This window comes from Desulfopila sp. IMCC35008 (assembly GCF_010646885.2).
Taxonomy (GTDB): domain Bacteria; phylum Desulfobacterota; class Desulfobulbia; order Desulfobulbales; family Desulfocapsaceae; genus Desulfopila.
Map to the genome: position 1 here is coordinate 2,474,991 of NZ_CP050700.1, position 22,596 is coordinate 2,497,586.

Annotated in this window: 21 protein-coding genes and 1 riboswitch; of the genes, 13 read left to right on the forward strand and 8 right to left on the reverse strand. The window is 44.9% G+C overall.

Going from position 1 to position 22,596, the window contains the following annotated elements; translation table 11 throughout:
* Window positions 1-8: 8 nt before the first annotated feature.
* On the reverse strand, window positions 9-1,400 hold the full coding sequence (locus GA520_RS10880; protein ID WP_163336584.1) for a sigma-54 dependent transcriptional regulator: 1,392 nt from the start codon (window positions 1,398-1,400) through the stop codon (window positions 9-11).
* Window positions 1,401-1,446: 46 nt separating this feature from the next.
* Window positions 1,447-2,289 (reverse strand): PHP domain-containing protein, encoded by an 843-nt coding sequence (locus GA520_RS10885; protein WP_163336583.1) that lies wholly within the window; start codon window positions 2,287-2,289, stop codon window positions 1,447-1,449.
* 186 nt (window positions 2,290-2,475) lie between these two features.
* On the opposite strand from GA520_RS10885, the gene GA520_RS10890 reads away from it, so the two are divergent.
* The 4 genes from GA520_RS10890 (at window position 2,476) to GA520_RS10905 (ending at window position 5,312) form a co-directional block, all read left to right on the forward strand.
* Complete coding sequence (locus tag GA520_RS10890; protein ID WP_163336582.1) at window positions 2,476-3,276, forward strand: hypothetical protein; 801 nt, start codon at window positions 2,476-2,478, stop codon at window positions 3,274-3,276.
* Window positions 3,273-3,917 (forward strand): FlgO family outer membrane protein, encoded by a 645-nt coding sequence (locus GA520_RS10895; protein ID WP_163336581.1) that lies wholly within the window; start codon window positions 3,273-3,275, stop codon window positions 3,915-3,917. The genes GA520_RS10890 and GA520_RS10895 overlap by 4 nt, the downstream gene beginning before the upstream one ends.
* 14 nt (window positions 3,918-3,931) lie before the next feature.
* Window positions 3,932-4,240, forward strand: coding sequence for a hypothetical protein (locus GA520_RS10900; protein WP_163336580.1), 309 nt, complete (start codon window positions 3,932-3,934; stop codon window positions 4,238-4,240).
* 274 nt (window positions 4,241-4,514) lie between these two features.
* Window positions 4,515-5,312: a murein L,D-transpeptidase family protein gene (locus GA520_RS10905; RefSeq protein WP_163336579.1), complete on the forward strand. Its 798-nt coding sequence runs from the start codon at window positions 4,515-4,517 to the stop codon at window positions 5,310-5,312.
* A gap of 7 nt (window positions 5,313-5,319) precedes the next feature.
* Here GA520_RS10905 and GA520_RS10910 read toward each other — a convergent pair whose 3' ends face one another.
* Window positions 5,320-5,982 (reverse strand): Crp/Fnr family transcriptional regulator, encoded by a 663-nt coding sequence (locus GA520_RS10910; protein WP_163336578.1) that lies wholly within the window; start codon window positions 5,980-5,982, stop codon window positions 5,320-5,322.
* Window positions 5,983-6,106: 124 nt separating this feature from the next.
* Here GA520_RS10910 and dinB point away from each other — a divergent pair, with 124 nt between their 5' ends.
* Both dinB and sppA read left to right on the forward strand, forming a co-directional pair.
* Entirely contained in the window at window positions 6,107-7,189 is a 1,083-nt protein-coding gene (gene dinB, locus GA520_RS10915) for a DNA polymerase IV (protein WP_163336577.1), read from the forward strand.
* A 124-nt stretch (window positions 7,190-7,313) separates the two neighbouring features.
* On the forward strand, window positions 7,314-9,170 hold the full coding sequence (gene sppA, locus GA520_RS10920) for a signal peptide peptidase SppA (RefSeq protein ID WP_163336576.1): 1,857 nt from the start codon (window positions 7,314-7,316) through the stop codon (window positions 9,168-9,170).
* Window positions 9,171-9,254: 84 nt separating this feature from the next.
* Here the strand turns inward: sppA and GA520_RS10925 are convergent, their stop codons facing one another.
* The gene (locus tag GA520_RS10925) at window positions 9,255-9,641 is read right to left on the reverse strand and encodes a hypothetical protein (protein WP_163336575.1); all 387 of its coding nucleotides are present in this window, start codon (window positions 9,639-9,641) and stop codon (window positions 9,255-9,257) included.
* Window positions 9,642-9,856: 215 nt separating this feature from the next.
* A riboswitch (cobalamin riboswitch) is annotated at window positions 9,857-10,063 on the forward strand.
* A gap of 82 nt (window positions 10,064-10,145) precedes the next feature.
* Between GA520_RS10925 and GA520_RS10930 the strand changes: the two genes are divergently transcribed.
* From GA520_RS10930 to GA520_RS10950, 5 genes are read left to right on the forward strand one after another with little or no spacing between them, the layout of a single operon-like run.
* Entirely contained in the window at window positions 10,146-11,222 is a 1,077-nt protein-coding gene (locus GA520_RS10930) for an iron ABC transporter permease (protein WP_240910059.1), read from the forward strand.
* Window positions 11,212-12,012 carry an ABC transporter ATP-binding protein gene (locus GA520_RS10935; protein WP_163336574.1) on the forward strand — a complete coding sequence of 267 codons (801 nt, stop codon included), beginning with the start codon at window positions 11,212-11,214 and terminating at the stop codon, window positions 12,010-12,012. Before GA520_RS10930 ends, GA520_RS10935 begins: the two co-directional genes overlap by 11 nt.
* The gene (locus GA520_RS10940) at window positions 11,978-12,928 is read left to right on the forward strand and encodes an ABC transporter substrate-binding protein (RefSeq protein WP_205749201.1); all 951 of its coding nucleotides are present in this window, start codon (window positions 11,978-11,980) and stop codon (window positions 12,926-12,928) included. Before GA520_RS10935 ends, GA520_RS10940 begins: the two co-directional genes overlap by 35 nt.
* Before the next feature lie 35 nt (window positions 12,929-12,963).
* Window positions 12,964-13,728: a precorrin-2 C(20)-methyltransferase gene (gene cobI / locus GA520_RS10945; RefSeq protein WP_163336573.1), complete on the forward strand. Its 765-nt coding sequence runs from the start codon at window positions 12,964-12,966 to the stop codon at window positions 13,726-13,728.
* On the forward strand, window positions 13,729-14,652 hold the full coding sequence (locus GA520_RS10950) for a universal stress protein (protein ID WP_163336572.1): 924 nt from the start codon (window positions 13,729-13,731) through the stop codon (window positions 14,650-14,652). It begins immediately after the preceding gene.
* A 212-nt stretch (window positions 14,653-14,864) separates the two neighbouring features.
* Here the strand turns inward: GA520_RS10950 and GA520_RS10955 are convergent, their stop codons facing one another.
* Entirely contained in the window at window positions 14,865-17,726 is a 2,862-nt protein-coding gene (locus GA520_RS10955; protein WP_163336571.1) for a pitrilysin family protein, read from the reverse strand.
* A 99-nt stretch (window positions 17,727-17,825) separates the two neighbouring features.
* Between GA520_RS10955 and GA520_RS10960 the strand changes: the two genes are divergently transcribed.
* Window positions 17,826-18,671 carry an SDR family NAD(P)-dependent oxidoreductase gene (locus GA520_RS10960; RefSeq protein WP_163336570.1) on the forward strand — a complete coding sequence of 282 codons (846 nt, stop codon included), beginning with the start codon at window positions 17,826-17,828 and terminating at the stop codon, window positions 18,669-18,671.
* Window positions 18,672-18,679: 8 nt separating this feature from the next.
* Here GA520_RS10960 and GA520_RS10965 read toward each other — a convergent pair whose 3' ends face one another.
* The 3 genes from GA520_RS10965 to GA520_RS10975 all read right to left on the reverse strand — a co-directional run bounded on the left by GA520_RS10965 (window position 18,680) and on the right by GA520_RS10975 (window position 21,075).
* Window positions 18,680-19,390 carry a DVU0298 family protein gene (locus GA520_RS10965; RefSeq protein WP_163336569.1) on the reverse strand — a complete coding sequence of 237 codons (711 nt, stop codon included), beginning with the start codon at window positions 19,388-19,390 and terminating at the stop codon, window positions 18,680-18,682.
* 276 nt (window positions 19,391-19,666) lie between these two features.
* Complete coding sequence (locus GA520_RS10970) at window positions 19,667-20,740, reverse strand: DUF4388 domain-containing protein (protein ID WP_163336568.1); 1,074 nt, start codon at window positions 20,738-20,740, stop codon at window positions 19,667-19,669.
* An 11-nt stretch (window positions 20,741-20,751) separates the two neighbouring features.
* Window positions 20,752-21,075, reverse strand: coding sequence for a hypothetical protein (locus GA520_RS10975; protein WP_163336567.1), 324 nt, complete (start codon window positions 21,073-21,075; stop codon window positions 20,752-20,754).
* 311 nt (window positions 21,076-21,386) lie between these two features.
* Between GA520_RS10975 and GA520_RS10980 the strand changes: the two genes are divergently transcribed.
* Window positions 21,387-22,532, forward strand: coding sequence for an MFS transporter (locus GA520_RS10980; protein ID WP_163336909.1), 1,146 nt, complete (start codon window positions 21,387-21,389; stop codon window positions 22,530-22,532).
* Window positions 22,533-22,596: the final 64 nt, after the last annotated feature.

A 22,596-nucleotide genomic window follows, 5' to 3' on the forward strand; every position in this document is an offset into this window, starting at 1 on the left:
GAAAAGGATTACTTTTTCTTTTTAATCCCATACTTTTTCATCTTATACTGTAGCAAGCTCTTAGTTATACCCAGACTTTCTGCTGCCCTTGCCTGAACATGGTTCGATTCATCCAGCGCCTGATGCAACATCTTTTCCTCCACCGCGTAGAGTACCTCATTGAGCCCTACCGAAGCAGGAACAAGCTGTTTCAGATCCAGCCCCTGGCTCCATGAGTTTTCCTGTAAAGGCTGCAGTGAATCCGGCTGGACATCATCTGCCTCTATAATATTGTTGTTACAGAGGATGGCAGCCCTTTCAATGGTGTTTTCCAGCTCACGGATATTGCCTTCCCATGGCAATGTCATCAGAAGCCTCATTGCCTCTTGAGAAATACTCAGGTCCTGCCTGCCAAGTTCTTTACCAAACTTGTTAATGAAATAATCGACCAATAGGGGCATGTCATCCATACGTTCGCGCAATGCAGGAAGAGATACGTGAATGACATTCAGCCTGTAAAAGAGATCCTCCCGAAATCGCCCCTGGCCTACCTCTTCTTTCAGATCCCTGTTTGAAGCACTGATAATTCGGACATCAACCTCAAAAGTCTTACTTCCTCCAACCCTCTCAAATTTTTTCTCCTGAAGAACCCGGAGCAGTTTAGACTGCAGGACAATTGGTATCTCACCAATTTCATCAAGAAAGATTGTGCCTTTATCAGCAATCTCAAAGCGCCCCTTTCGCATGGCCACCGCGCCTGTAAAAGCACCTTTTTCATGTCCAAACAACTCACTTTCCAGCAGGTTGTCGGACAGTGCCGCACAGTTCACCGTAATAAATGGCTCCTTTTCCCGCGAACTGTTCATGTGTATTGCCTTGGCAACCAGTTCTTTGCCCGTACCACTCTCGCCGGAAATAAGAACAGATGCAGGTGTTGGCGCAACTTTTTCAATGAGCTCATATACCTGTTGCATACGTGGGTTTTTCCCAACCATACCGCTAAAGCCGCTCTTCTTCCCCTTTATTTCACGACGAAGACGAGTGTTCTCTCGAACAAGGCTATATAACTGCACAGCCTTCTGAACATTTACCAGCAACTCTTCATTGGAAAAAGGCTTTGCAAGGTAGCTGAACGCACCTGCCTGCATAGCGGCAACTGCCTTTTCCACTTCAGCATAGGCTGTTATCATGATAACAGGCAGATCCGGGTTAAACTCCTTTATCTGCTCCAATAATCGCAGACCATCAACTTCCGGCATCTGCATATCGGTGACAACGAGGTCCAGATCAGCTTCCTTCACAACCCCCAGCCCCTCGGCTCCGCCCCCGGCGGTAAATACTTCGTATCCCTCTTCACGCAATAATTCAGACAATACGATGAGGTAATTGGGTTCGTCGTCAACTATCAGAATTGAATACATTTTTTCGGATCCTTATTAGGTAAAAAATTAGAGCACCACACGCCTTTCAAGCGGAGTCTTTCGCGATTCTTAATTGTTCAGGAATGTCATCAGGGACATAGAAGCCATTCGCCCCGGCCAAATCGGTTCCCGGCCGTATACTTCCATGATAGTCGCTCCCACCGGTCACTACAAGGTCGTAACAATCAGCCATGGATTTTAACTTTTTAACCACCCTCTTGGTGTGAATTGGATAATAAACCTCAATCCCCTGCAAACCTGCCTTTTTCAGTTCTTTCAAAATTGCCGGAATTTTCCGAAGCGAATTGTCTATCGATCCGGGATGGGCGAGCACGGCAACACCACCTGCTCTACGAATAACATTTATAGTTTCCGTAACCTGCAGAACTTTTCGGGCAACATAAGCGGGCTTCCCTACTTTCAAAAATCGAGTAAAGGCGCTATCTATATTGGGAATCACCTTCTTTTCCATAAGAACTTGGGCGATATGTGGCCTGCCGGTCTGCCCGATGGGTGATTTTTCGCAAACCTCTTCCATGCTGATCTCAATCCCAAGACCATTCAGTCGTTTAATAATTTGACAATTTCTGTCAATGCGTGCCTGCTGGATGTTGTTCAGGGTTGAAAGGAGATCCTGGTTTGCGGGGTCGATATAATACCCAAGAACATGCATATGATGGGATTTATGCACACAACTAAACTCAATACCTGGTATCACCTCTAAGGCCTTCATAATTCCGGCATTCATGGCAACTACAGTCCCCTCAACAGTATCATGGTCGGTTATTGAGATTGCCTTCAACCCTTTTTGCACAGCACGCTGAACCAATTGACCAGGGGTTTCTGTACCATCGGAGTACGTTGAATGAATATGTAAATCGACTGTCATGTATTTTCTCTTTTCAGAATGCATGTAACGATCAGTTTATGTCGCTACATAGAGCGGTTCGACCTGTTTTTGCAAAAGGTTCAGATCTCATTACTCTATATAACCGTACAGATAAGGTTTTTGCTTTACTTTTCCTCAGTTTGTCCGATACAGTCTGAGCACCTTTATTCATATCAGGAGATTATTATGTATAGAAGAATGGCATTCCTGCCTATTCTGTTGTTGCTCTCAGGTTGTCTCGGCCGCATTCCGGAACCCGTTGATTATGAGTTTTCCGAGCAGCAGAAAATGCAGGCTGCACATCACTGGAACGTGCTGGCAAAGGATGTTGCTAATCGGGTTAATAATGAGCTTATTATAAGTGATCATCTTGAAAAACCAGTCTTTATCCGTTCTACCTGCGGTGACGAAGACCTCCCTTGCACACCCTATGAAACAAGCACTTTTGAAGAGGCTTTTCGAGATCTCCTGATAACAGACTTAGTCAACCTTGGCGTGCCGGTTAAACAAAAACTTGATGACGAATCAGTCACCGTCCACTACAAGGTGCAACTCGTCTATCATAGAACCAACAGAGTGCGTACGGTACGACCCGGGCTTATGACAGCATTGACTACGGGAATCATGGTCCTGCGCAACGTTCCCAATGAACTCTCAACCATCGCTACCGCTGCTGGACTTGACGTCGCCAACCAAAATTTCGTAAACCAGAGTCATTACGAAGTGATCATAACAACATCCATGGTACTGGGTGACACCTACTTCTATCGCGGTTCCGACATATATTATATAAATGATAAGGACTCTTTTCATTATCGTTCAACTATGCCGGAAACAGCCACTATCCCACTCATCGCACCGCCTGAACCGGTTGAAGCAGAACCGGTACATGCAAAAGTACAAACAACGCCGAATATCGTACAACCAGCTCCTATTACTGGAGAGGTAACCTCAGGAACAGTTATAGAGGAGGTCAAGGCCCAATGAACAGGTTACAACAGTTTCTGAAGTCACGTTTTTTTCAATATGGGCAACTCCTGGTAATTTTTCTGTCTCTCTCCGCCTGCTCAAGTTTCAACTGTACCCGTTTCGAACAATACCTTGGCAATGAGACAGATCTTATTACGTTTGCCTATGGCATAGCTGAAGATCTAACAGCCGATGCATTCCCACCTCTCATCCCCCAGCAGTCAAATATGCCAATTCTGGTAACAACCTTTGTTGATAATAATGATCTGGAAAAAACCTCGAAGTTCGGCAGGATTGTACAGGAGCATATCAACTCACGTCTCGTCCAGATCGGCTACAGTGTTAAAGAACTTAAATTGACCGGCAACCTCCTTATTGAAGAAGGTGCTGGTGAATCGATACTTTCTCGGGATCTCAAAAAATTAAAGGGTGCGGCCAATGTTCAGGCGATACTGGTCGGCACCTATTCCTACACCAACAGAACGATGTATGTATCGACGAGATTTATAAATCCGGTCAGCCAGACTATTATATCGTCCCAGGACTACCAACTCTGCATGGATGATGCCATGCTGGCCATGTTCGGCCTCCAAAGAGCCCGACAAGGGGACATGATTGAGGAGCCTAAACAACCTCGTCTGAACTCGTTACTCTATTAGATCCATTTTTTAAGATGGCATTAATAAACCTCGACTCAGCCCTTCAAGAAGCTCTTCGTATTATTACAACACGCCCCATCGGCAGCGGCATAGAACTCATGTCCTATAAACGCAACAGGAGCGTAGCCCTGATACGTACCTCCAACAATAGAGTGATCATGAAAGAGAAGGGATATGTTGAACGGAATAGTGATCTTGAATTAACCTCCCTTAAAAAAACTCTCAAAACAGCTATTTCCCGAGAATTTCCTCGTTCCAGAAAAATCCGCTTTCACAGGTTCAATGATGTAGCCGAGCTTGAACGTATACATCAAAAGATATAGCCATAACACCACATTTAACTTTATAATGCTCACAATACACTGTGCCGCCTGCAGGAAAAAGCTGTGGAAATATGAAAAATTCGGACATGGTCATGTCGTGCGGTGCCATAAAGACAGAATTGGTAAACAGTATCATGTTGAAGTTGTTGACCATAAATTGTACTGCCCCTGCGGCAAAGTAATTGCCATAGACAAGGGTAGCCATTACCGCATGATCGCAAATACCTTCACCTATACAGGCACTAAAAAGAACAGAAAGTAGCAAAGGTACTTTGTGAAATTTTTTTTACTATCATTCATTCTTTTACTGCTAGTCGCGGACTTTGGGGGGGGAGCAGCCTGCAGTGCAGGAGTTGACCTTAGTGAATCTCATGCCCTTCCGCCCATAAGCCTAGAATCAATCACGGCCTCCTATCGAGCTGGCCCTGTTCTTGAAAAGCAGTTGCAAGAAATCAATTGCAGGATCGGTTCACCAATATTTATTCGAGTTTTCAAACAGGAGGCGGAACTTGAATTGTGGGTCAAAAAGGGACTGCGATACAGGTTGTATAAGATCTACACGATCTGTGATTATTCAGGTGACATCGGGCCCAAGCTCAAAGAAGGCGACAAACAGAGCCCGGAAGGATTTTACCGGGTAACGGCTGAAATGATGAACCCATGGTCCAATTACCATCTGGCATTCAACCTTGGTTTCCCTAACGAATACGACATGGCAAATGCCCGTACGGGTTCAAACATCATGGTGCATGGACGATGCTCTTCTGTTGGCTGCTTTGCCATGACCGACTTTAGAATGGATGAGATATATACTCTGGCAGATGCCGCACTTCGCCACGGGCAGGATGCATTCGAGGTACATATATTCCCCTTTCGCCTTAACAAGTCCAATATGCAGGCCCACGCGACAAACAACTGGTACCCCTTCTGGCTCAACCTCAAAGAAGGATATGACCTGTTTGAATCAGAAAAAATACCTCCCGCAGTTACTGTTTATGAGAACAAATACCATTTTTCTGAAGGGAGTAACCAATCTGCAATCTCATACCAGGTAAAATCAGAAATTCAATGACCTGCCCTTATTTCTCTTCCAATGCTGACCTGTCAAGCAGGGTTATTTTTTTCCCCTCCACCTGGAGAAGCCCCTCATCACTCATCCTTGAAAATATCCGTGACAGAGTCTCTGGTATCGTTCCCAATAGACTGGCAAGCTGGCCTTTAGATATTTCCAACTCCACAGTATCCCTTCCGCCTTGCTCCTCTGAGAGAAACAGTAGATAAGATGCCAGCCTTGCCGGGACCTCTTTGAGAGACAGGCTCTCGATCTGGCTGGTAAATTTCCTTAAGCGCATTGATAAGACGGCCAGCATTGACAAAGCAATAGCAGGTGTACCGGTAACGAGATCAATAAATGCCTGACGCGGGAAGAAAAGCACCTTTGTTTTCATGAGAGCCTGGGCAGAGGCTGGAAAAGGTGAACCATGGAAAACCGGAACTTCACCAAACGGTTGTCCCTCTCCGAAAATATGTAAAATCTGCTCCTTACCCTGAAAAGACATTTTGTAGACTTTAACCTTCCCTTCAAGAACGATATAAAAACCGTTACAAATATCCCCATCAAAAAATATTGCTTCTCCTCGGCCGTACGACCGCACAATACCTATTGCCTCAATAGCATCCATCTGTTCTGCCGGCAGCCCCTGAAAGAGCATATTCGATTCTATTCCGGTTCGTTTATCCATTTTAAAATAATTGATTTCTATTTATACTTTGTGTTAATCGCCCCTCCCAGATTTACACCCGGGGACAGAAACGACGTACAGGAACACGTGCAACAGGCTAAAACAAAGACTACCACAGGAAGAGATGAATAGTAACAGGAAGATTGTTCATATTGACATGGATGCATTTTTCGCGTCCGTAGAACAATTGGACAATCAGACCCTTAAGGGCAAACCTGTTATTGTCGGCGGACGTCCTCAGGGACGAGGAGTTGTGGCAGCCTGTTCCTATGAAGCACGATCTTTTGGTGTGCATTCCGCCATGCCATGCTACCGGGCGGCAAAAATCTGTCCGGAAGCAATCTTTATCCGCCCCAGAATGTCGCGCTATCAGGAAATTTCAGCCATAATAATGAACATATTTCATGAATTTACCGATATTGTTGAGCCGCTATCTGTTGATGAGGCGTTTCTTGATCTCACAGTAAATCATTTAGAAGAACCGTCCGCCTCATTGCTTGCCGAGAAAATTCGTGAGAAAATCTTCCAGGAGACCGGGCTTACGGCATCAGCAGGTGTTTCCTGCAACAAGTTCGTAGCCAAGGTCGCATCCGACATTAACAAGCCAAATGGAATCACTATAATCCCACCGGGGATGGTTCCTGATTTTCTGGCAGCACTTCCTATAACAAAATTCTACGGTGTTGGTAAAGCAACCGCGAAGAAGATGGAAAGAATCGGCGTTTCAACAGGAGGTGATCTCCGTCGTTTTTCAAAAGAAGAACTGCAATTTCATTTTGGCAAGACAGGGTCATATTTCTATAATATATGCCGTGGCATAGACAACAGGGAAGTTAAAACCAGTCGCACCAGAAAATCCATCGGTAGTGAACGAACACTTTCCGAAGACACACTTGACCCCGAAATCATCAAGGAGATCCTGGTAAAACTCGCTGAATCTGTCAGTTCAACCCTTGCCAATAAAAAGTGTTATGGATTCACCCTGACCCTTAAAATCCGTTATCACGATTTCAAAACAATTACCAGGTCATCAACCTACAAGACCCCCCTGTTTACACTGGAAGATATACTTTTTGCCCTGCCACAGTTAACAGTAAATAACGAGATCGGGTCAAAAAAAATACGTCTGCTAGGTATCAGTATATCCTCACTCGTTCCCATGAACTCACAACCGTTTCAGCTCCGCCTTCCGTTTCATTTACACTAATGAGCAAGCGACATTATCTTTTCCCGTCTTTATTGCCATCATACATTTTGAGCAACTTGTACCACATCCATATAGTGTTTATCATACCTGCCAGTAACCTATCACTTCATTTTACAGAGACATCATGAAAAACCTGATAAAGATCATCCTTGCCATCTTTTCATTTATCGGCAGCACATTCACCTTTTTGCGAAACACCTTTTTCAATATCCTCTTTTTTTCAATCTTGATGTTGGTGATAATAGGACTATTGCAAGAGCACGACAATACCGAACCTCCACAAAATGCAATCCTAAGACTCACACTTTCCGGCGATATTGTCGAAGAAAACCGACATGATCCTGGTTTTGACAGGTACCTCGAAGAATACCTCGGAATCGACCAGAAACCGCACAAGCTCCTGTTACGTCGTATTCTCACCACCATTGAGAGTGCTGCCACTGACGAATCCGTCACCATGATTCTGCTGGACCTAAAAGAAATTGGCAGGATCAGCCTTGATCAGATGCAGGTCATTGGCCAGGCGCTTAATGATTTCAAAAAAAGCGGTAAAAAAGTTATTGCTGCCGAGGATTTTTACACCCAAAAGCAGTACCTGCTCGCTTCGTTCGCTGATACCATCATTCTGAACCCGATGGGCGGTGTAGATATTCATGGTTTCGGATCCTACCCCCTCTATTTCAAATCATTTCTCGACAAAATGCGGGTTAATTATCATATTTTTCGGGTGGGAACATATAAATCAGCAATCGAACCACTTACCAGAAATGATATGTCTCCAGAGGCTCGCTACCAGAACCAGAAATGGCTTGACGATCTTTGGGACATCTACTCCGATACGATCGCCAATCATCGCGGCATAAAAAAGTATGATATTACCGACTACGTAGAAAACATATCAAGTAATCTTCTTGTTACAGGGGGCGACACGGCCCTATTGGCAATCAACAGTGGCCTTGTTGATAAGTTACTCACCAGAAATGAACTTGTTGTATACCTGGCCACAGAAAACAATCAGGAACCTGATGAAGAACCTGTCATGCTGTCAAGTTTAAGCTACCAGGCACCTGAGAACACTTATGCAGTCACTGAAAGTGAAGACAATGATACGATTGCGGTTATTGTGGCTGAAGGAAATATTGTCGGCGGCAAACAACCTCCCGGAATTATAGGTAGTGAAACTCTTACGGAAAAAATACGTGAAGCACGGCTGGATGCAGATATCAGGGGATTAGTCCTGAGAATCAACTCAGGCGGTGGTTCGGCCTTCTCATCAGAAGTTATCCGTCAGGAACTATTGGAGTTTAAAAAAAGTGGTAAACCAGTGGTCATATCCATGGGTGAAGTAGCTGCCTCAGGTGGATACTGGATTGCGGCTGAAGCGGATAGAATTATTGCTGCCCCCACCAGCCTGACTGGTTCAATCGGGATTTTTGGTGCTATTCCGACGTTTGAACGTTCCCTTGAATATCTTGGGATACACAGTGATGGGGTAGGCAGTACTTCTCTTTCTGCCGGTCTTAATCTTGCACAACCATTATCGGACCAAATGAAGGAGTCGATTCAACTCTCTGTCGATTTTGGTTATGATCGCTTTCTAACAATTGTGGCAGGAGGTCGGAATATAAACAAGACCTCCCTCAGCCCTATAGCTGAGGGACGTGTTTTTTCTGGCAAGGAGGCGCTGAAGGTTGGGCTTATTGACCAAACAGGGTATCTGAATGACGCCATAAAAGTCGCGGCTGAAATTGCTGGTGTTACAGATTATTCAGTTAGATATATTGAAAAGCAAGGAACCTTTTCCGATATGTTCTTTCAACGGTTTACCGAAGTTTTGGCTGATGCCTCACCACATCGTATTGCTCTCCCTGAAACACTCCGGAAATTGCTGAAATTTCTTTTCCAGGAACATGAAGCATCCCTTTTAAGCGATGATCCTCAAGGCATTTATGCACTATCAGGTATTCGATTTACACCTTGATTTTTCACATCGCTCATGGTGCATAAAAAATGGCCCGTGCAAATTGAATCTGCACGGGCCATTTTTTATTTTATGTGAACCCTATCAGGTCGTGTGTGCTTCACCCAGATCTTTGTCAAAAGATTCCAGAACAAACTCATACCACTCCCACGAGGCATCCATCACCTTAAAACCAATATCTTTGGTTCCTGTGCCAGTTTTTTGCCAACATGGACGGGCCATAAGTTTAAAATATTTTCCACCACCAGAAACCATCACTTTATAGCTATACTTCTGCGCCCGAAAGGCACTGGACACACCAGAAAGCTTAAACCCGTTCGCCGAGACATTTTCTACAACACCGCCGACAACAAGATTTTCATCTGCAATATCACCAGAGTAATTGCTCAGTTTACGACGTTGATATCGCCTGTATATACCATCCGATCGTACCCTTGACGCCGCATCCAATTGTAACTCACTCTTTTTCATTCCACTCTCCGGTTCGAAATTATTGTTCTTCCGAAAAAGTTCCCCACCAAAATAGAAACAGGTGCGCCTCTGTGCGACTCCATACAGTTCAACTGCTATTTCTTGTTAAACTGTAACATGTTGATACATCAATTTGCTATTTTTTTTTTCGGCACCTTATCATTGTCCTTTTTTATTGTCTCTTAATCGCCTGATATGTTATTCTTAGACAGTAAATATAAAAATAGTATTCAGGTGTTCGTAGTCATTCTTTAAAGAATGGCAGGACATAAAAGGGAATTTCGTTAAAGTCGAAAACGGGCCCGCCGCTGTAACCGGGGACAAGTTCCGAATGACTGCCACTGATACCATTAGGTATTGGGAAGGCTCGGGACGAGGAAGATCCGGAAGTCAGAAGACCTGCCTGAATATATCCTGTAGAAATCGTGGACGGTTTTTCGGATGAATGGTTTTGGATAGTTTGGGTAATCCCGGATCAATTTGTAATTGATCCGGGATTTTTTTTTGGAAAATTTGAAAAGGCATCGCTCCTTGCCAACAAGAATTCCTCCTCAGATCCTGCATACCCTGCTGTTCTGTATGCTTGGTGTTGCCGTGATTTTTTCAAGCGGCATGGGGTACATACGCATTCCTGCCGTCGACGTAATCCACACTGTTCTTTCCTCCATTATCCCATTTGGCTCACTACCACTTCCAGACAGTTCACAGCCAAACGCCATTATCATAATGGATGTGCGGCTTCCACGTATCCTTGCAGCCGCTCTTGTCGGAGGCGGCCTGGCACTTGCTGGCGGTGTATTCCAGGCTATCTTACTCAATCCTCTGGCTGACCCTTATACCCTGGGAATATCCTCTGGTGCAGCTTTTGGAGCCTCAACCGCATTTATCCTGCCTATTCTTGGAATAACTGTACCATTCATGATTTCCGTACCCGTTTTTGCTTTTCTCGGAGCCATGGCAACTCTTTTTGCGGTTTTTTACCTCGCTGCAGGAGATGACCGTCTTTCTTCTAACACCCTGATACTCTCCGGTGTTATTGTTGCCGCAATTCTATCTGCCGCTATTGGATTTATCAAATATCTTGCAGATGAAGAGGTTAACACTATCATTTTCTGGCTCATGGGCAGCTTTATCGGTAAATCCTGGCAGGATGTCGGAATTCTTTTATGTGTACTGCTGCCCGGCGTCTTATTTATCCAGTTTTATGCCCGCGACCTGAACATCATGGCTCTTGGCCAGTCCACCGCCGACACACTTGGCGTAAACAGCGCCCATATTCGTAGATACCTTTTAGTCTGCGCATCCATACTTACGGCGGTCTGTGTTTCATCTGCCGGGGTCATAGGCTTTATCGGTCTCATTGTTCCTCACATCATTCGTCATCTTTCGGGTCCTGACAACAGAGTGTTACTCCCCGCATCTTTTCTGGCCGGTGCGACTCTACTGCTTCTCGCAGATACTATAACGCGGGCTGTACTTCCTCATGAAATACCAATAGGCATTCTGACCGCACTTATAGGTGGTCCCTTTTTCTGTTACATTTTTAGAAAAAAGCAACTTGGAGCGGCCTATGAACGCTAATACCTGTCAATACGAGGTTCATAATTGCCGCTATGATTATCCCAGCAGGACCAGCCTGATAGACATCAACCTGAAATTACATGCGGGATGTTTTTACGGCCTCATCGGGCCAAACGGCAGTGGCAAAACCACACTCATTAATCTTCTTGCCAATATTACCAGGCCGACAGATGGAGAGATTGTTCTACAGGGTAAAAGTATTTCTGCGTACTCCAGGAAACTCCTTGCCTCAATTCTATCTCTTGTGCCCCAAAACTTTGCAATGGAGTTTGAGTACTCGGTTTTCGACGTTGTGATGATGGGCCGACATCCGTATATTTCACGCTTTGGAAACCCTGGACCCGATGACATCCAACTTGTTCACGAAGCACTTGCGACCCTCGATATCCGCCACCTGAGCCAGAGGTACGTGACGAGGCTGTCCGGTGGTGAAAGACAAAGAGTGCTGGTTGCGCGTGCGCTGGCCCAGGATACCTCAATAATGTTACTGGACGAGGCAACTGCAAGCCTTGACATCAAGCACACCATTGACATTATGCAAGCCCTGAAAACCAAAGTTTTAAATAGAAATGTGACAGTGATAGCAGCCATCCACGACCTGGATCTCGCAGCCGCATTTTGTGATGAACTCCTCGTCCTGAAAGATGGTCATCTTATCAGTAACGGACCGGTTGAAAAAACATTAAACAATGAACTGTTGTCAGGTGCATTTGGTGTAGAGGGACATATCACGCCGACCCCGTGGCAGCAAGTTCATGTTCAGTATAAATATACTCATGCAACACCTTAATCACCTATCTTACGTTATATTTCTATATGTTTTTTTATCGTTAACGGCGCCTGAAGCCTGTAGTGGCGAAGATGCCACCATCACGGATGATGAAGGCAACACCATCACCTTCTCGCAGCCTTTTAAACGAATCATCTCTCTTTATCCTGCTCACACTGAAAACCTGGCCACACTTGGGGCATTAGACGCTATTATCGGCGTATCTACCTCAGATACCTTCCCAACCAGCATCGAATCGAAGCAAAAATTCAGCTACCGGGATAACACTGAAAAATTCCTGGCCGCTGAACCAGACCTTATCCTGATCCGCCCTATGATTTCCAGGTCGCAGCCTGAGCTCATGGCCAAATTGCGTCAATCCGGCATTGTCATTGTTTCACTCCAGCCAACCTCCGTCACGGCGATGTTCGAATACTGGCATAAACTCGGCATGCTTTGCGGGCAAAGGAAAAACGCCGACAAAATGGAACAACAGTTCAAGGAATCCATTGAACAGGTGCAAGGAAGCATTCCCCAGGATATGCATTCGCGTCCTAAAGTTTATTTTGAATCAATACATCGTAAAATGAAAACATTTTCACCGGACGCCATTACCATCTTCGCCTTGGCTGCCGGAGGCGGTGTCAACATCGCAACTGACGCTGTAGCTCGAAACAATAGCAATATTGCCCCTTATGGTAAAGAAAGGTTACTGAGCCTCGGCCAGGATATAGATATTTACTTAAGCCAGGTTGGAAGGATGAACCGTATACAGCTTGATGATATTTACAAAGAACCTGGCTTTACCCTGATAAAGGCCGTACAGACAAAATCTGTCTACCTGATTGAAGAAGAGTTGGTTTCAAGACCAACAATGAGACTGCTGGAAGGGATCAGTAAAATACAATCCATTTTGTACCCACAAACCACCGGTTGATATCACGCATCATAAACTCAGCACAAAACGGGATCATGAACAAATCAACGCTCTACATCATCGGTACCGGGCCCGGAGATCCAGATCTCCTCACGCTCAAAGCCTACAAGAAGCTACAGGACTGCTCAATCCTGGTAGCGCCTAAAGCCTCAAGAAATGGGTTGTCTACGGCGCTATCTATTGTGAACCAGGCGATTGATCTATCCCGCAAGGAGGTTATAGAGGTTCATTTCCCAATGAAAAAAATTCATCTCGACCGTGATATCAAGAGCGATGTCCTGATCGCCTGGGAAGATACGGCCAGGAAGGTTCTGGAATTGATGGATACCAAGGGAGATGTGGTATTTCCGACTCTTGGTGATCCTGGGATCTATTCCACAGGTTACTATCTGTACGATACAATATGCAGCATCCGACCTGAGGTGAATGTTAAATTCATAGCTGGAATCCCCGCGATGTCCAGCTGTTCCGCAGCTATCTCCACCCCCGTCTGCCTTGGTGATGACAAGCTTGCTGTCATACCTGCCACTTTCTCAGAATCAAAAATCCGTCAAACTTTAATCGATTTTGATGCTATAATACTTATGAAAGTTCACAGGGTGATGGATCGTATCTGTAAAATTTTACAGGAAACCGGGTTGACCCATAGGGCCGTCTATGTAGAGAAGGCAGGCATGGTAGATGAACGAATTATTCGGGATCTCACCGTTGCCCCAGCGAATCCACACTATTTTTCAACAATAATTATACGGAAAAGAGAAGTGAGGCCCGCTTCAGCCTTTAAGGAGACTAGGAATTAATTGAACAAGCAAATACTCATTGCCATAGACGACTCCCCAACAAGCAGTCTCTCCCTCGAATATGCAGCATCCCTTTTTGGTAATCGGGATGATGTTTATATTAAGCTTTGCCACTGTGTAACCGGAAGAAGCAGCCCTATCCCACCGCCAGAGGACGAGCGTAACAGCCTGTTGCCCCAGAAACCGATGAGTAAGAGCCAGATAGCCGCGGGCAAGTGTCTGAATAAAGGTGTTGAAAAGCTCGCGAGCTGCGGCCTGGAGAAGGCGAGGATATCAACAGATACAATCCAGGGGGCTAATGTTGCTACTGCCCTCCTCACCTATTCCGAGAAACATCTCTTCGATGCCTTACTTGTCTCACGAAGGGGAGTTGGCCTTATGGGGGAACTATTACTGGGTTCCGTTTCTTCCTCACTCTTTGACAAGAGCAGGACGATACCCTTGTGGATACTTGACGGTGCTGTTACATCGACCAGGATGCTTGTACCGGTAGATGGCACCCCTCACTCCATGATGGCGATAGATCATCTGGCCCATATCTTTAAAGACAGGAGTGACATAGAGTTTTTCCTGTTTCACACTCGCAGCTTCCTCTCTTCTGCCCCTGTTTGTAAACCTGAAAATTTTTATGATAAATGGGGAAAAGAATGGTGTGATGCAAATCTTTCCGGTAACGGGTGCCTCTACACAGGCCCAGCCAGCCTGTTAACCGACGCAGGCATTCCGGAGAGATGCATCAGATCTCTCCCCGTCCCCACCACCATGGAAGAAAGTACGGCAATTATAAGTTGTGCCAGAAAACATAAATGTGGAACCATCGTTATAGGAAGGCGCCCGGAATCAGGGTCCAAGGGATTTCTGGGGGGAGTTACCCGTCGGACAATAAAACAGACCGAAAACATGGCCCTCTGGATTATTGGCTAGGAGCCTGTCCGACAATAGATATTTTTTCTCAGATCGAAGAATTTTAGAGAATACTATCTGTCATGTATTTGATATTAAGAGTTATATTCTTATAAAATAACGAAGAGTTGGGGAGAAAGTTACCTGCCGATTTTAACGTCAAAGAAAAGAACTTGTTCCTTCCTGAACAACGGTTATTATCGATATTAAACATATGTTTTTATTCTATTTCTTCACCTAGGCGTAATTTGCTGCGGACGAATCTCAACTGCAGCCTCAACACCCGCCAGTAAAAACGTCTTTGCAAGTTGGTTAATCTCCTGAACCGTTACCGAACCATAATCATCCTGCATGGTTGTTGACCACTGCAGTTGCTGCGGATATCGAACCGATTCTCCCAAAACCGAATAGAGCCAATAATTGTTCGTTTTTATAGTGTCTTTAAGTGAAGTGAGTAGTGGCTTCTGCACCTTCAGCAATTCTTCAGCTGTTGTGCCATGTTCTCTCAGGTCAGAAGCAATGGTTAGCAGCTCGTTGCGAACAGATTCCAAATGTTGAGGTGAAGTGACAACCTGTGCGACAAACAGGCCATAGCCCCTGTATATTTTACTGGGCCTGCTGTATACGCTTGGGGAATAGGACGCACCGAGCTTTTCTCGAATGACCGTCCGCACCCTTTCTTTAAAAATTTGGGCCAGAAGATTTAGCCTTCGGGTTCGTTCGATATCCATCATATCCGTTGTCGGCCAGGCGACAATCACAACACTTTTATCAATGGGACTATCAATCTCAAAAGTCCTGTTTTCGCCTTTGGGAAATGTTCGTTTGTCGGTCACCGCTTCTATAGGTAATCTCATCCCGAGATCACTGAATAATGGTAAAACAGCTGCTTTCATCTGCTCATAATCAAAATCACCTATCAGAACAACTTCCATCGACGATGACGCCAACTCCTGAAACAACCACTCCCTCACATCATCCCTGGAAAAACCTTTGAGACTATCCCGTGGAGGCAGGCCGGCTTTGGTGTCTCCACCAGCAAGAAAGCGCTGCACATCTCCTCGTAATGGACCGTTAATATCCTTCTCAAGACGATCATACATATGGTACAACCGTTGTATCGAGCGGTCATACGTATCCTTGGAAAAAGCTGGATCTCGTATCAATGCGTGCAACACTTGCAACAGGAGTTCAGAATCTTTTGTGATTGCTTGTCCACTATAACGAAAGCTGCCCTCACCACTTCTGAAATCGACATTGATGGTTGTGCCTGCAAGAACATCACTGAATTCGGTTCGACTCAATGTCCCCGTGCCAGAATCGTTAAGTACTTCCTGTGCCACCAGGCTCATGCCGGGTCTCGGTTCAGCAAATTGACCAGTGCCGATATCGACAACAACCCTCACCTTGTTCGGTTCATAGTCCGTTTTTTTGAAAGTAAGAACAACATTATTGCTTAAAACAATTCGTTTCGCTCCAACTTCGGGAAGTTCATTTTCCTCCATAATTAAATAATTCCCTGGTTGCACTTTCAAATAGGGGAAAACCTCTTTGGGGGCAGCAACCAGTGGTGACGGTACTATCTTTTCCAATTCGAGATAGTAGTCTGCAATCATCTTATTCGGAGATTCAACGTCCAACAAAGCATCACCAGTGACACTGACAATCCTGCTTGAATGTTGCCAGCCCTTCCTGAATAAATCGTTTACCTCCCCAAGATCCATTGTCAAAACAATATCCTTGTATTGCTCCAGTTCCTGTTCTGGAGACTGGAACACCCTATTGCCGTTGAAGCTTCTAATGATAGATGCTGCCAACTCTTGCGATGTTCGGCTCTCAGCCGTAGATACAGCAGATTCAAGTGAGGCCAGCAGGTCCTTCTTCACAATATCGAGTTCCTGTTGAAGAAAGCCATGCACCAAGGCTTGTTGCAGTGAGTTCGATAACGAAGCCAACGCCTTTTTCCAACTTTTACCATCCGTTCTCGAGGTGATTACAGAATAGCCAACTTTGCCGAGTATATCACCAGAGTAGTATCCGCTGTCCGTTGCACCCGTGTCCTCACTCTCAACAGTTCTCTCCAATCGATTATTCATCATAAGAATAGCAGCATATTTATGAAGTTCCTGTGCCTGATAAGCGAGAGAATCAGCTATGGGGAGCTGATTCCATATGGTCTGGATTGAAATCTCCGTTCTCCCCAGATCAGGCTCATAGTGATAGAACGGTTCCAGACCTTGATGCTGGACATTCCCAAAATCAGGACATTCTGAGGTGGTTTCACTACTCCTCAGGTTGTTGAAATATTCTCCAACTAGTTGCTCGGTCAAGGATGTATCAAAATCTCCGACAACCACCAGCACCATGTTTTCCGGTCTGTACCAAGAGTCATAATATTGTTTGAGAAGGTCCCGGTTCGCATTCCGCAACACCACTTCTTCGCCGATCACAAGACGTTCCGGCATCAGTGTGCCCCGCATCCTGAACTTGTTACTTTCAACATGCGTTCTATACGAAGCGGAATCCCGTGACCGTTTTTCCTCTAATATTATGCCTCTCTCCCTGTCAATTTCCTCCTCATTCAAAAGTGCTCCACCACCAAAATCAGCCATGACCTGCATACCATCACGCAAATATTTTTCAGTTCCTTGCGGTAAATTAATTTTATATACTGTCTCATCAAAAGAGGTGTGAGCATTGGTATCCCCCCCAAAGTTCATCCCTATAGATTGGAAAAAATCGATTAATTCCCCTGGAGGGTAATGTGTGGTCCCGTTAAACAACATATGTTCAAGAAAATGGGCCACACCTCTCTGGTTTTCCTGTTCGTGAAGCGACCCTGCCTGAATGTTGAGATATATCGCCACACGATCTTCCGGTTCGTTATTGGGAAGAAGGATATAACGAAAGCCATTGGCAAGTATACCGCGTTTCAAAAGTGGATCTGGTTTAAGGTCGCTGAGGTCGGACGGCCAACCGGTTGAAATACAGCTGGTATCATCTGCCCAACTCTTCTGGACACCTCCCACAAGGGCAGCCACACAAAGAACAACACCCACTACTGAAGGCCATAGATATTTAAATATGCAATTCATTAATTTGCCTGTATATTTGTATTTATAAGAACGTTATACTTCCAGCTAAAGAATAGTTCCTCATTACTAAAATACAAGCCCGTTCACCACCAAAGAAAAATGGTCTCGACACTTCCTCTTCAAGGAAAAATAGTCCTCATACCAGGGGCATCCAGGTCTATCGGCAGACACATTGCACGGAAATTTGCAGATCAGGGGGCCACCCTCCTCCTCCCCTGGTTAGACTGGCCTGAATCTGTTGAGGAAATGGTGGCTGAATTTGCCCAAAAAGAAATACCCTTTTACGAGTGTAGATGTGATTTACGTAACCTTGATGAAGTTAGAGATTTCTCAAACCAGATCCGCAAGCGTTTTGGTATCGTTCACTATCTGATAAACAATATCGAACGTGGTGGGATGCCCGTTGTTCATGGAACATATGACCATGAGCACAATCGGGAACAATGGGATCTGGAGTTTGCCACAACCCTGAAAGCGAAATGGAATCTCTACCATTCTTTTTCACCACTTTTACAGAAGGCAGGAGCGGGATGTGTTATTAATATCTCATCCATTGCAGCCCATACCGGACGAAGTGGTCCTGCTGCCTGTTTTTTTAACGATGGGTATAGTGCCGCAAACAAAGGAATTAGAACACTCACCGAAACCTGGGCCCGGGAATCAGCACCGGCAATCAGGGTTAATGAAATCATGCTTGGACTGGTCAGGAGTCGCCACGGCGAAAACACCAGAGGCTGGTCGATCCTGACAGGTCAACAAAAGGAAGATCTCTATGCAAGAATCCTCCTGAAAAGAACGGCAAGTGAGCAAGAGGTAGCTGATCTTACCTATTTCCTGGCCGTTGACGCCACCTATGTGACAGGCCAGGTTGTTCAGATGGATGGTGGCTACCTGCTGGGAGGTGATGAGGTGCCTCCTATGCCATCCGGTATTCTTGAGGAGTGAAACGTATTTCACATATGAGGGTCATTCGATCGGAGATATTTCTCGGCGATACTACCAACCGTGAATTCCTGCGCATAACCTTCCCTGTATATTTCCAGTGTGGAGCCGTCCGTGACCAGCCGACCGACTGTTTCCTTGTTAGTGCTGTCCCCCATCTCCAGTAAACACCAGACAGCAAGGCCCCGAACGTGACCGTCTTCTGAAGACAGATATGGGACCACGTCCTTATCCACCTTATTTTCGAGTAATAACTTGAGCCTTGTTTCACATAGCCTCAGAACCCCCCATAATAACCCGCGTTGGAGCATGGGGAGTTCAAGGAAGTTCCCGTCAGCATATAATTCCGGACCATCCTCTCTCATGTATGAGAGGAACATATGCAGGTATTCATGGATCAGTTTATCATCCTGAGCCATGATCTCGGCCATGGCTTCAGGTGCCCCCCAGCCTATACCGCCAGATTCATCATTGAGGCTCCAGAGCAGACGACGCATGATTATTCTGGCTGACTCTTCATTGGACAACCTGATTGCAGGCACGACAATACCAAAACAATATATACCATTCCATCGAACAGAATCATTTGTGGCACAGAGAGCAGAAAAAAGCGGACTAATGGTATCCAAAGGGTTAAGACATTCCAGTTGCTTATGAATTTCTGTTCTTTGAGTTGATTGCAGGATATGAAAAACTGTCTGTTTTGTCTTCCGCCTGTTCATGCCTCACCGTAAGATGTGTAAAGTTTGTTCCCGTCCTACAACTGCCCTTTTTGTCCAATCTCAACGTTGCGACTGAAAATCGTATCCTGGGAATATCATGCATATGTTGTTGTGAAATTTCCAGACGCGCCTTTATCTTGAACAAACTTACTGGTTTTAGGATGAAAACGAGTTACACCTTATGTTAAGCATCAACATGTTACAGCCAAGTAGAAATATGGTAAACGGGAAGTGAAGAAGCTAAATCAATCGAGAGTGCATAAAAAGGTAAGTCGGTTATTCTCTTTCGTCATCAAGTCTTTTCATACCTTCCATGATGAGTCCCATAAAACCACCGATAACATCCCTGTTTTTATCAGCTGCAGCTAAGCCCTGAATAAATTTGAATCGTCCTGAATTAAGCCCTAATATGGAAAAAAATGCTTCCTCTCCTTCCTGATTGTTAATATCCGCATAGATCAATTCACCTTCATTAAACATCAGGGTTGCCCTGGTATTCTCCATCTCAAGTTTCAGGACACCGGTTTTCTGATTGGAGTTGATCATCTGGCAGAGTTCCACAACCGGAATATCGGCAATCTGGCCAACCATACCCGATGCAAGTTCCTCAGCTCGCTGTTGGTTGATAACAGTGATACGATTAACAAGCAGTTTATAAAAGAATACCTGGAGAGCAGGAAATTTAGTGAGGATATGCCTGAAATTCTTGTGATTCAGAACTGCAATCTGGCACGGTTCCGAGGCAATAATAGTAAGTGTAACCGGATCTCCTGAGAGCAGACTCATTTCACCAAACACATCACCTCGCCCCATCTCGGCCAGGGTGATGCCCTCAGAGTCAATAACCTCTACTCTTCCACTCACAATAATAAAAAGATTTACCCCCGGATCCCCTTTCTGAACAATTGGAAATCCCCACGGATAATCCTTGAACTCCATCATGGTGGCAAGATCGAGAAGGTCATCATCAAGGAGTGGCTCGAACGTTTCGACGGTCCTGAGCAGTCCGGCATACTGTGCCACATTCTTGATTTTTTCCTTTCTCTCGGAGGCTGCAAGAAGCTTCATCTGCAGTGTTTCAAAACCTTTTTCCTTCTTGAATTCAAAACGAATTAATCCGGTGCACCCACCGCAATCGAACTTGGTTTTCTTCTTCTCACCGTATTGCAGCCGTTCATAGCTCTCATCATCGGAGGCTATATACAACAACTCGTTCGCCAAGGTTAGACAAGTGGGTTTAGCCACCGGCAGGTTGAGTATACCTTCACTGATCTTCATCTCCTCCCCAATATTATAAAGGGGACAGTGATTATCTTCCGTGATGATGAATATGCCGTTTCTAAAACGCATTCGTTCTCCAGCTAGTCCGATCTGCCAAAAAGTAGGTATATTACAAGACCCAGCCCGGCGGCTCCTCCAAATACAACAGGAAGGACCTTTTCAATTTGAACTTCTCCATTTACTATCAGTGAAGCCATGTAGTCTGTTCCTGAAAACCACCACGCCGCAATAATCACGCCAATGATAATAATTTCTTTCCAGCTCTGTTTATAAAGCATCCAGGCGATCAAACTACCAAAGGGCACAGCAAACCAGGGATTTGTGAAAAGTGCGACGAACTCTACATCAAGAATCTGTTCATGAATGTGTGTAGAATCGAACCATTCTATCAATTTATCAAACATAACTCACTTAATTGTCGTAATTATTAGTTAAATAAAAAAGGGATATTGCTCTATTACCAAACAATATTCTTACTCCATCGACCTATAACATAACAAAAACATTGAAAGGAGTCCAATCTGGATCATTCTTTTTCATGATTATTAAGTTCAGACTCTCCGTGAATTCAGGACATCCATTCACGATTATATTCTTAAAGCTCACAAAAATGTACGCTTGTAAGCAGTGACGGTCTACAGTACTATCACCACTTCCGACCGCAGAATTACTACTGGAAAAATCTATTTTCAGTTAATTAATAAACATTAAAATGATGACTTCAATCACCAAAAAACCGATGTATATTTACCTGCTGGTACTCACTATCTGTGCCACAGGCGGCCTACATCTCTGGCGAACCCTGTTCGACAATTTTTCCGTTCATATTTTGGGTCTTGATGGTCACCACGTGGGGATGATTCAGTCTGTAAGGGAAATACCTGGATTCCTTTCCCTTCTAGTCGTTTATGTGCTCCTCTTTATCCGGGAGCATAAACTCTCCGCCTTAGCTGTCCTCATCCTTGGTTTAGGAGTAAGCCTCACAGGTCTGCTTCCAAGTTTTGGAGGTATCCTTTTCACAACGCTACTTATGAGTTTTGGTTTCCACTATTTCGAAACAACCAACCAATCACTCACTCTCCAATATTTTGATAAACAACAAGCACCATTAGTATTCGGGAAATTGCGAAGCATAAGTTCTGCTTCAAACATTATCGTCTCTATCCTTATTTTTGCTCTTGCCTCCTTTCTTGATTACAGAAACCTGTACCTGCTGTTCGGTATTGCTATCATCGGAGTCTGTTGCTGGGTAATGACAACCGATCCCACGGAACCGGATCTGGTACCTCAGCATAAGCACATGATATTCAGGAAACAGTATTGGCTCTATTATGCCCTTACCTTTCTTGCAGGTGCCCGGAGGCAAATCTTTATCGCTTTTGCCGTTTTCCTGTTGGTCAAAAAATTTGATTATTCACTGCACGAAATCGCTTTGCTCTTTCTGCTCAACAATTTGATCAACTTTTTTCTCGCTCCACTCATCGGCAGATCCATCAACCGATTTGGTGAACGTAAGGTACTCTCACTTGAATATGGGGCCCTGATCTTTGTTTTTGTTGCCTACAGTGTTGTTGACAGTAAATTAACTGTTGCCTTCCTCTACATTGCCGATCACATATTTTTCAATTTTGCTATTGGCATCAGGACATTTTTTCAGAAAATCGCCGATCCATCAGATATTGCACCGAGTATGGCTGTTGGTTTTACCATCAACCATATTGCCGCCGTTATCCTTCCGGTAGTAGGTGGTCTGCTCTGGTTGATAGATTATCGTATACCCTTTATCGCGGGGGCAATACTCAGTGGCGTCTCGCTTATTCTGGTTCAACTGATACCTGGACAGATAAAACTTCACGGATGAAAGAAGTGCGATTTAGAACCCGGCAAATACAAAGTAGAGCGAACCAAAGTATAGATAGCCTTGC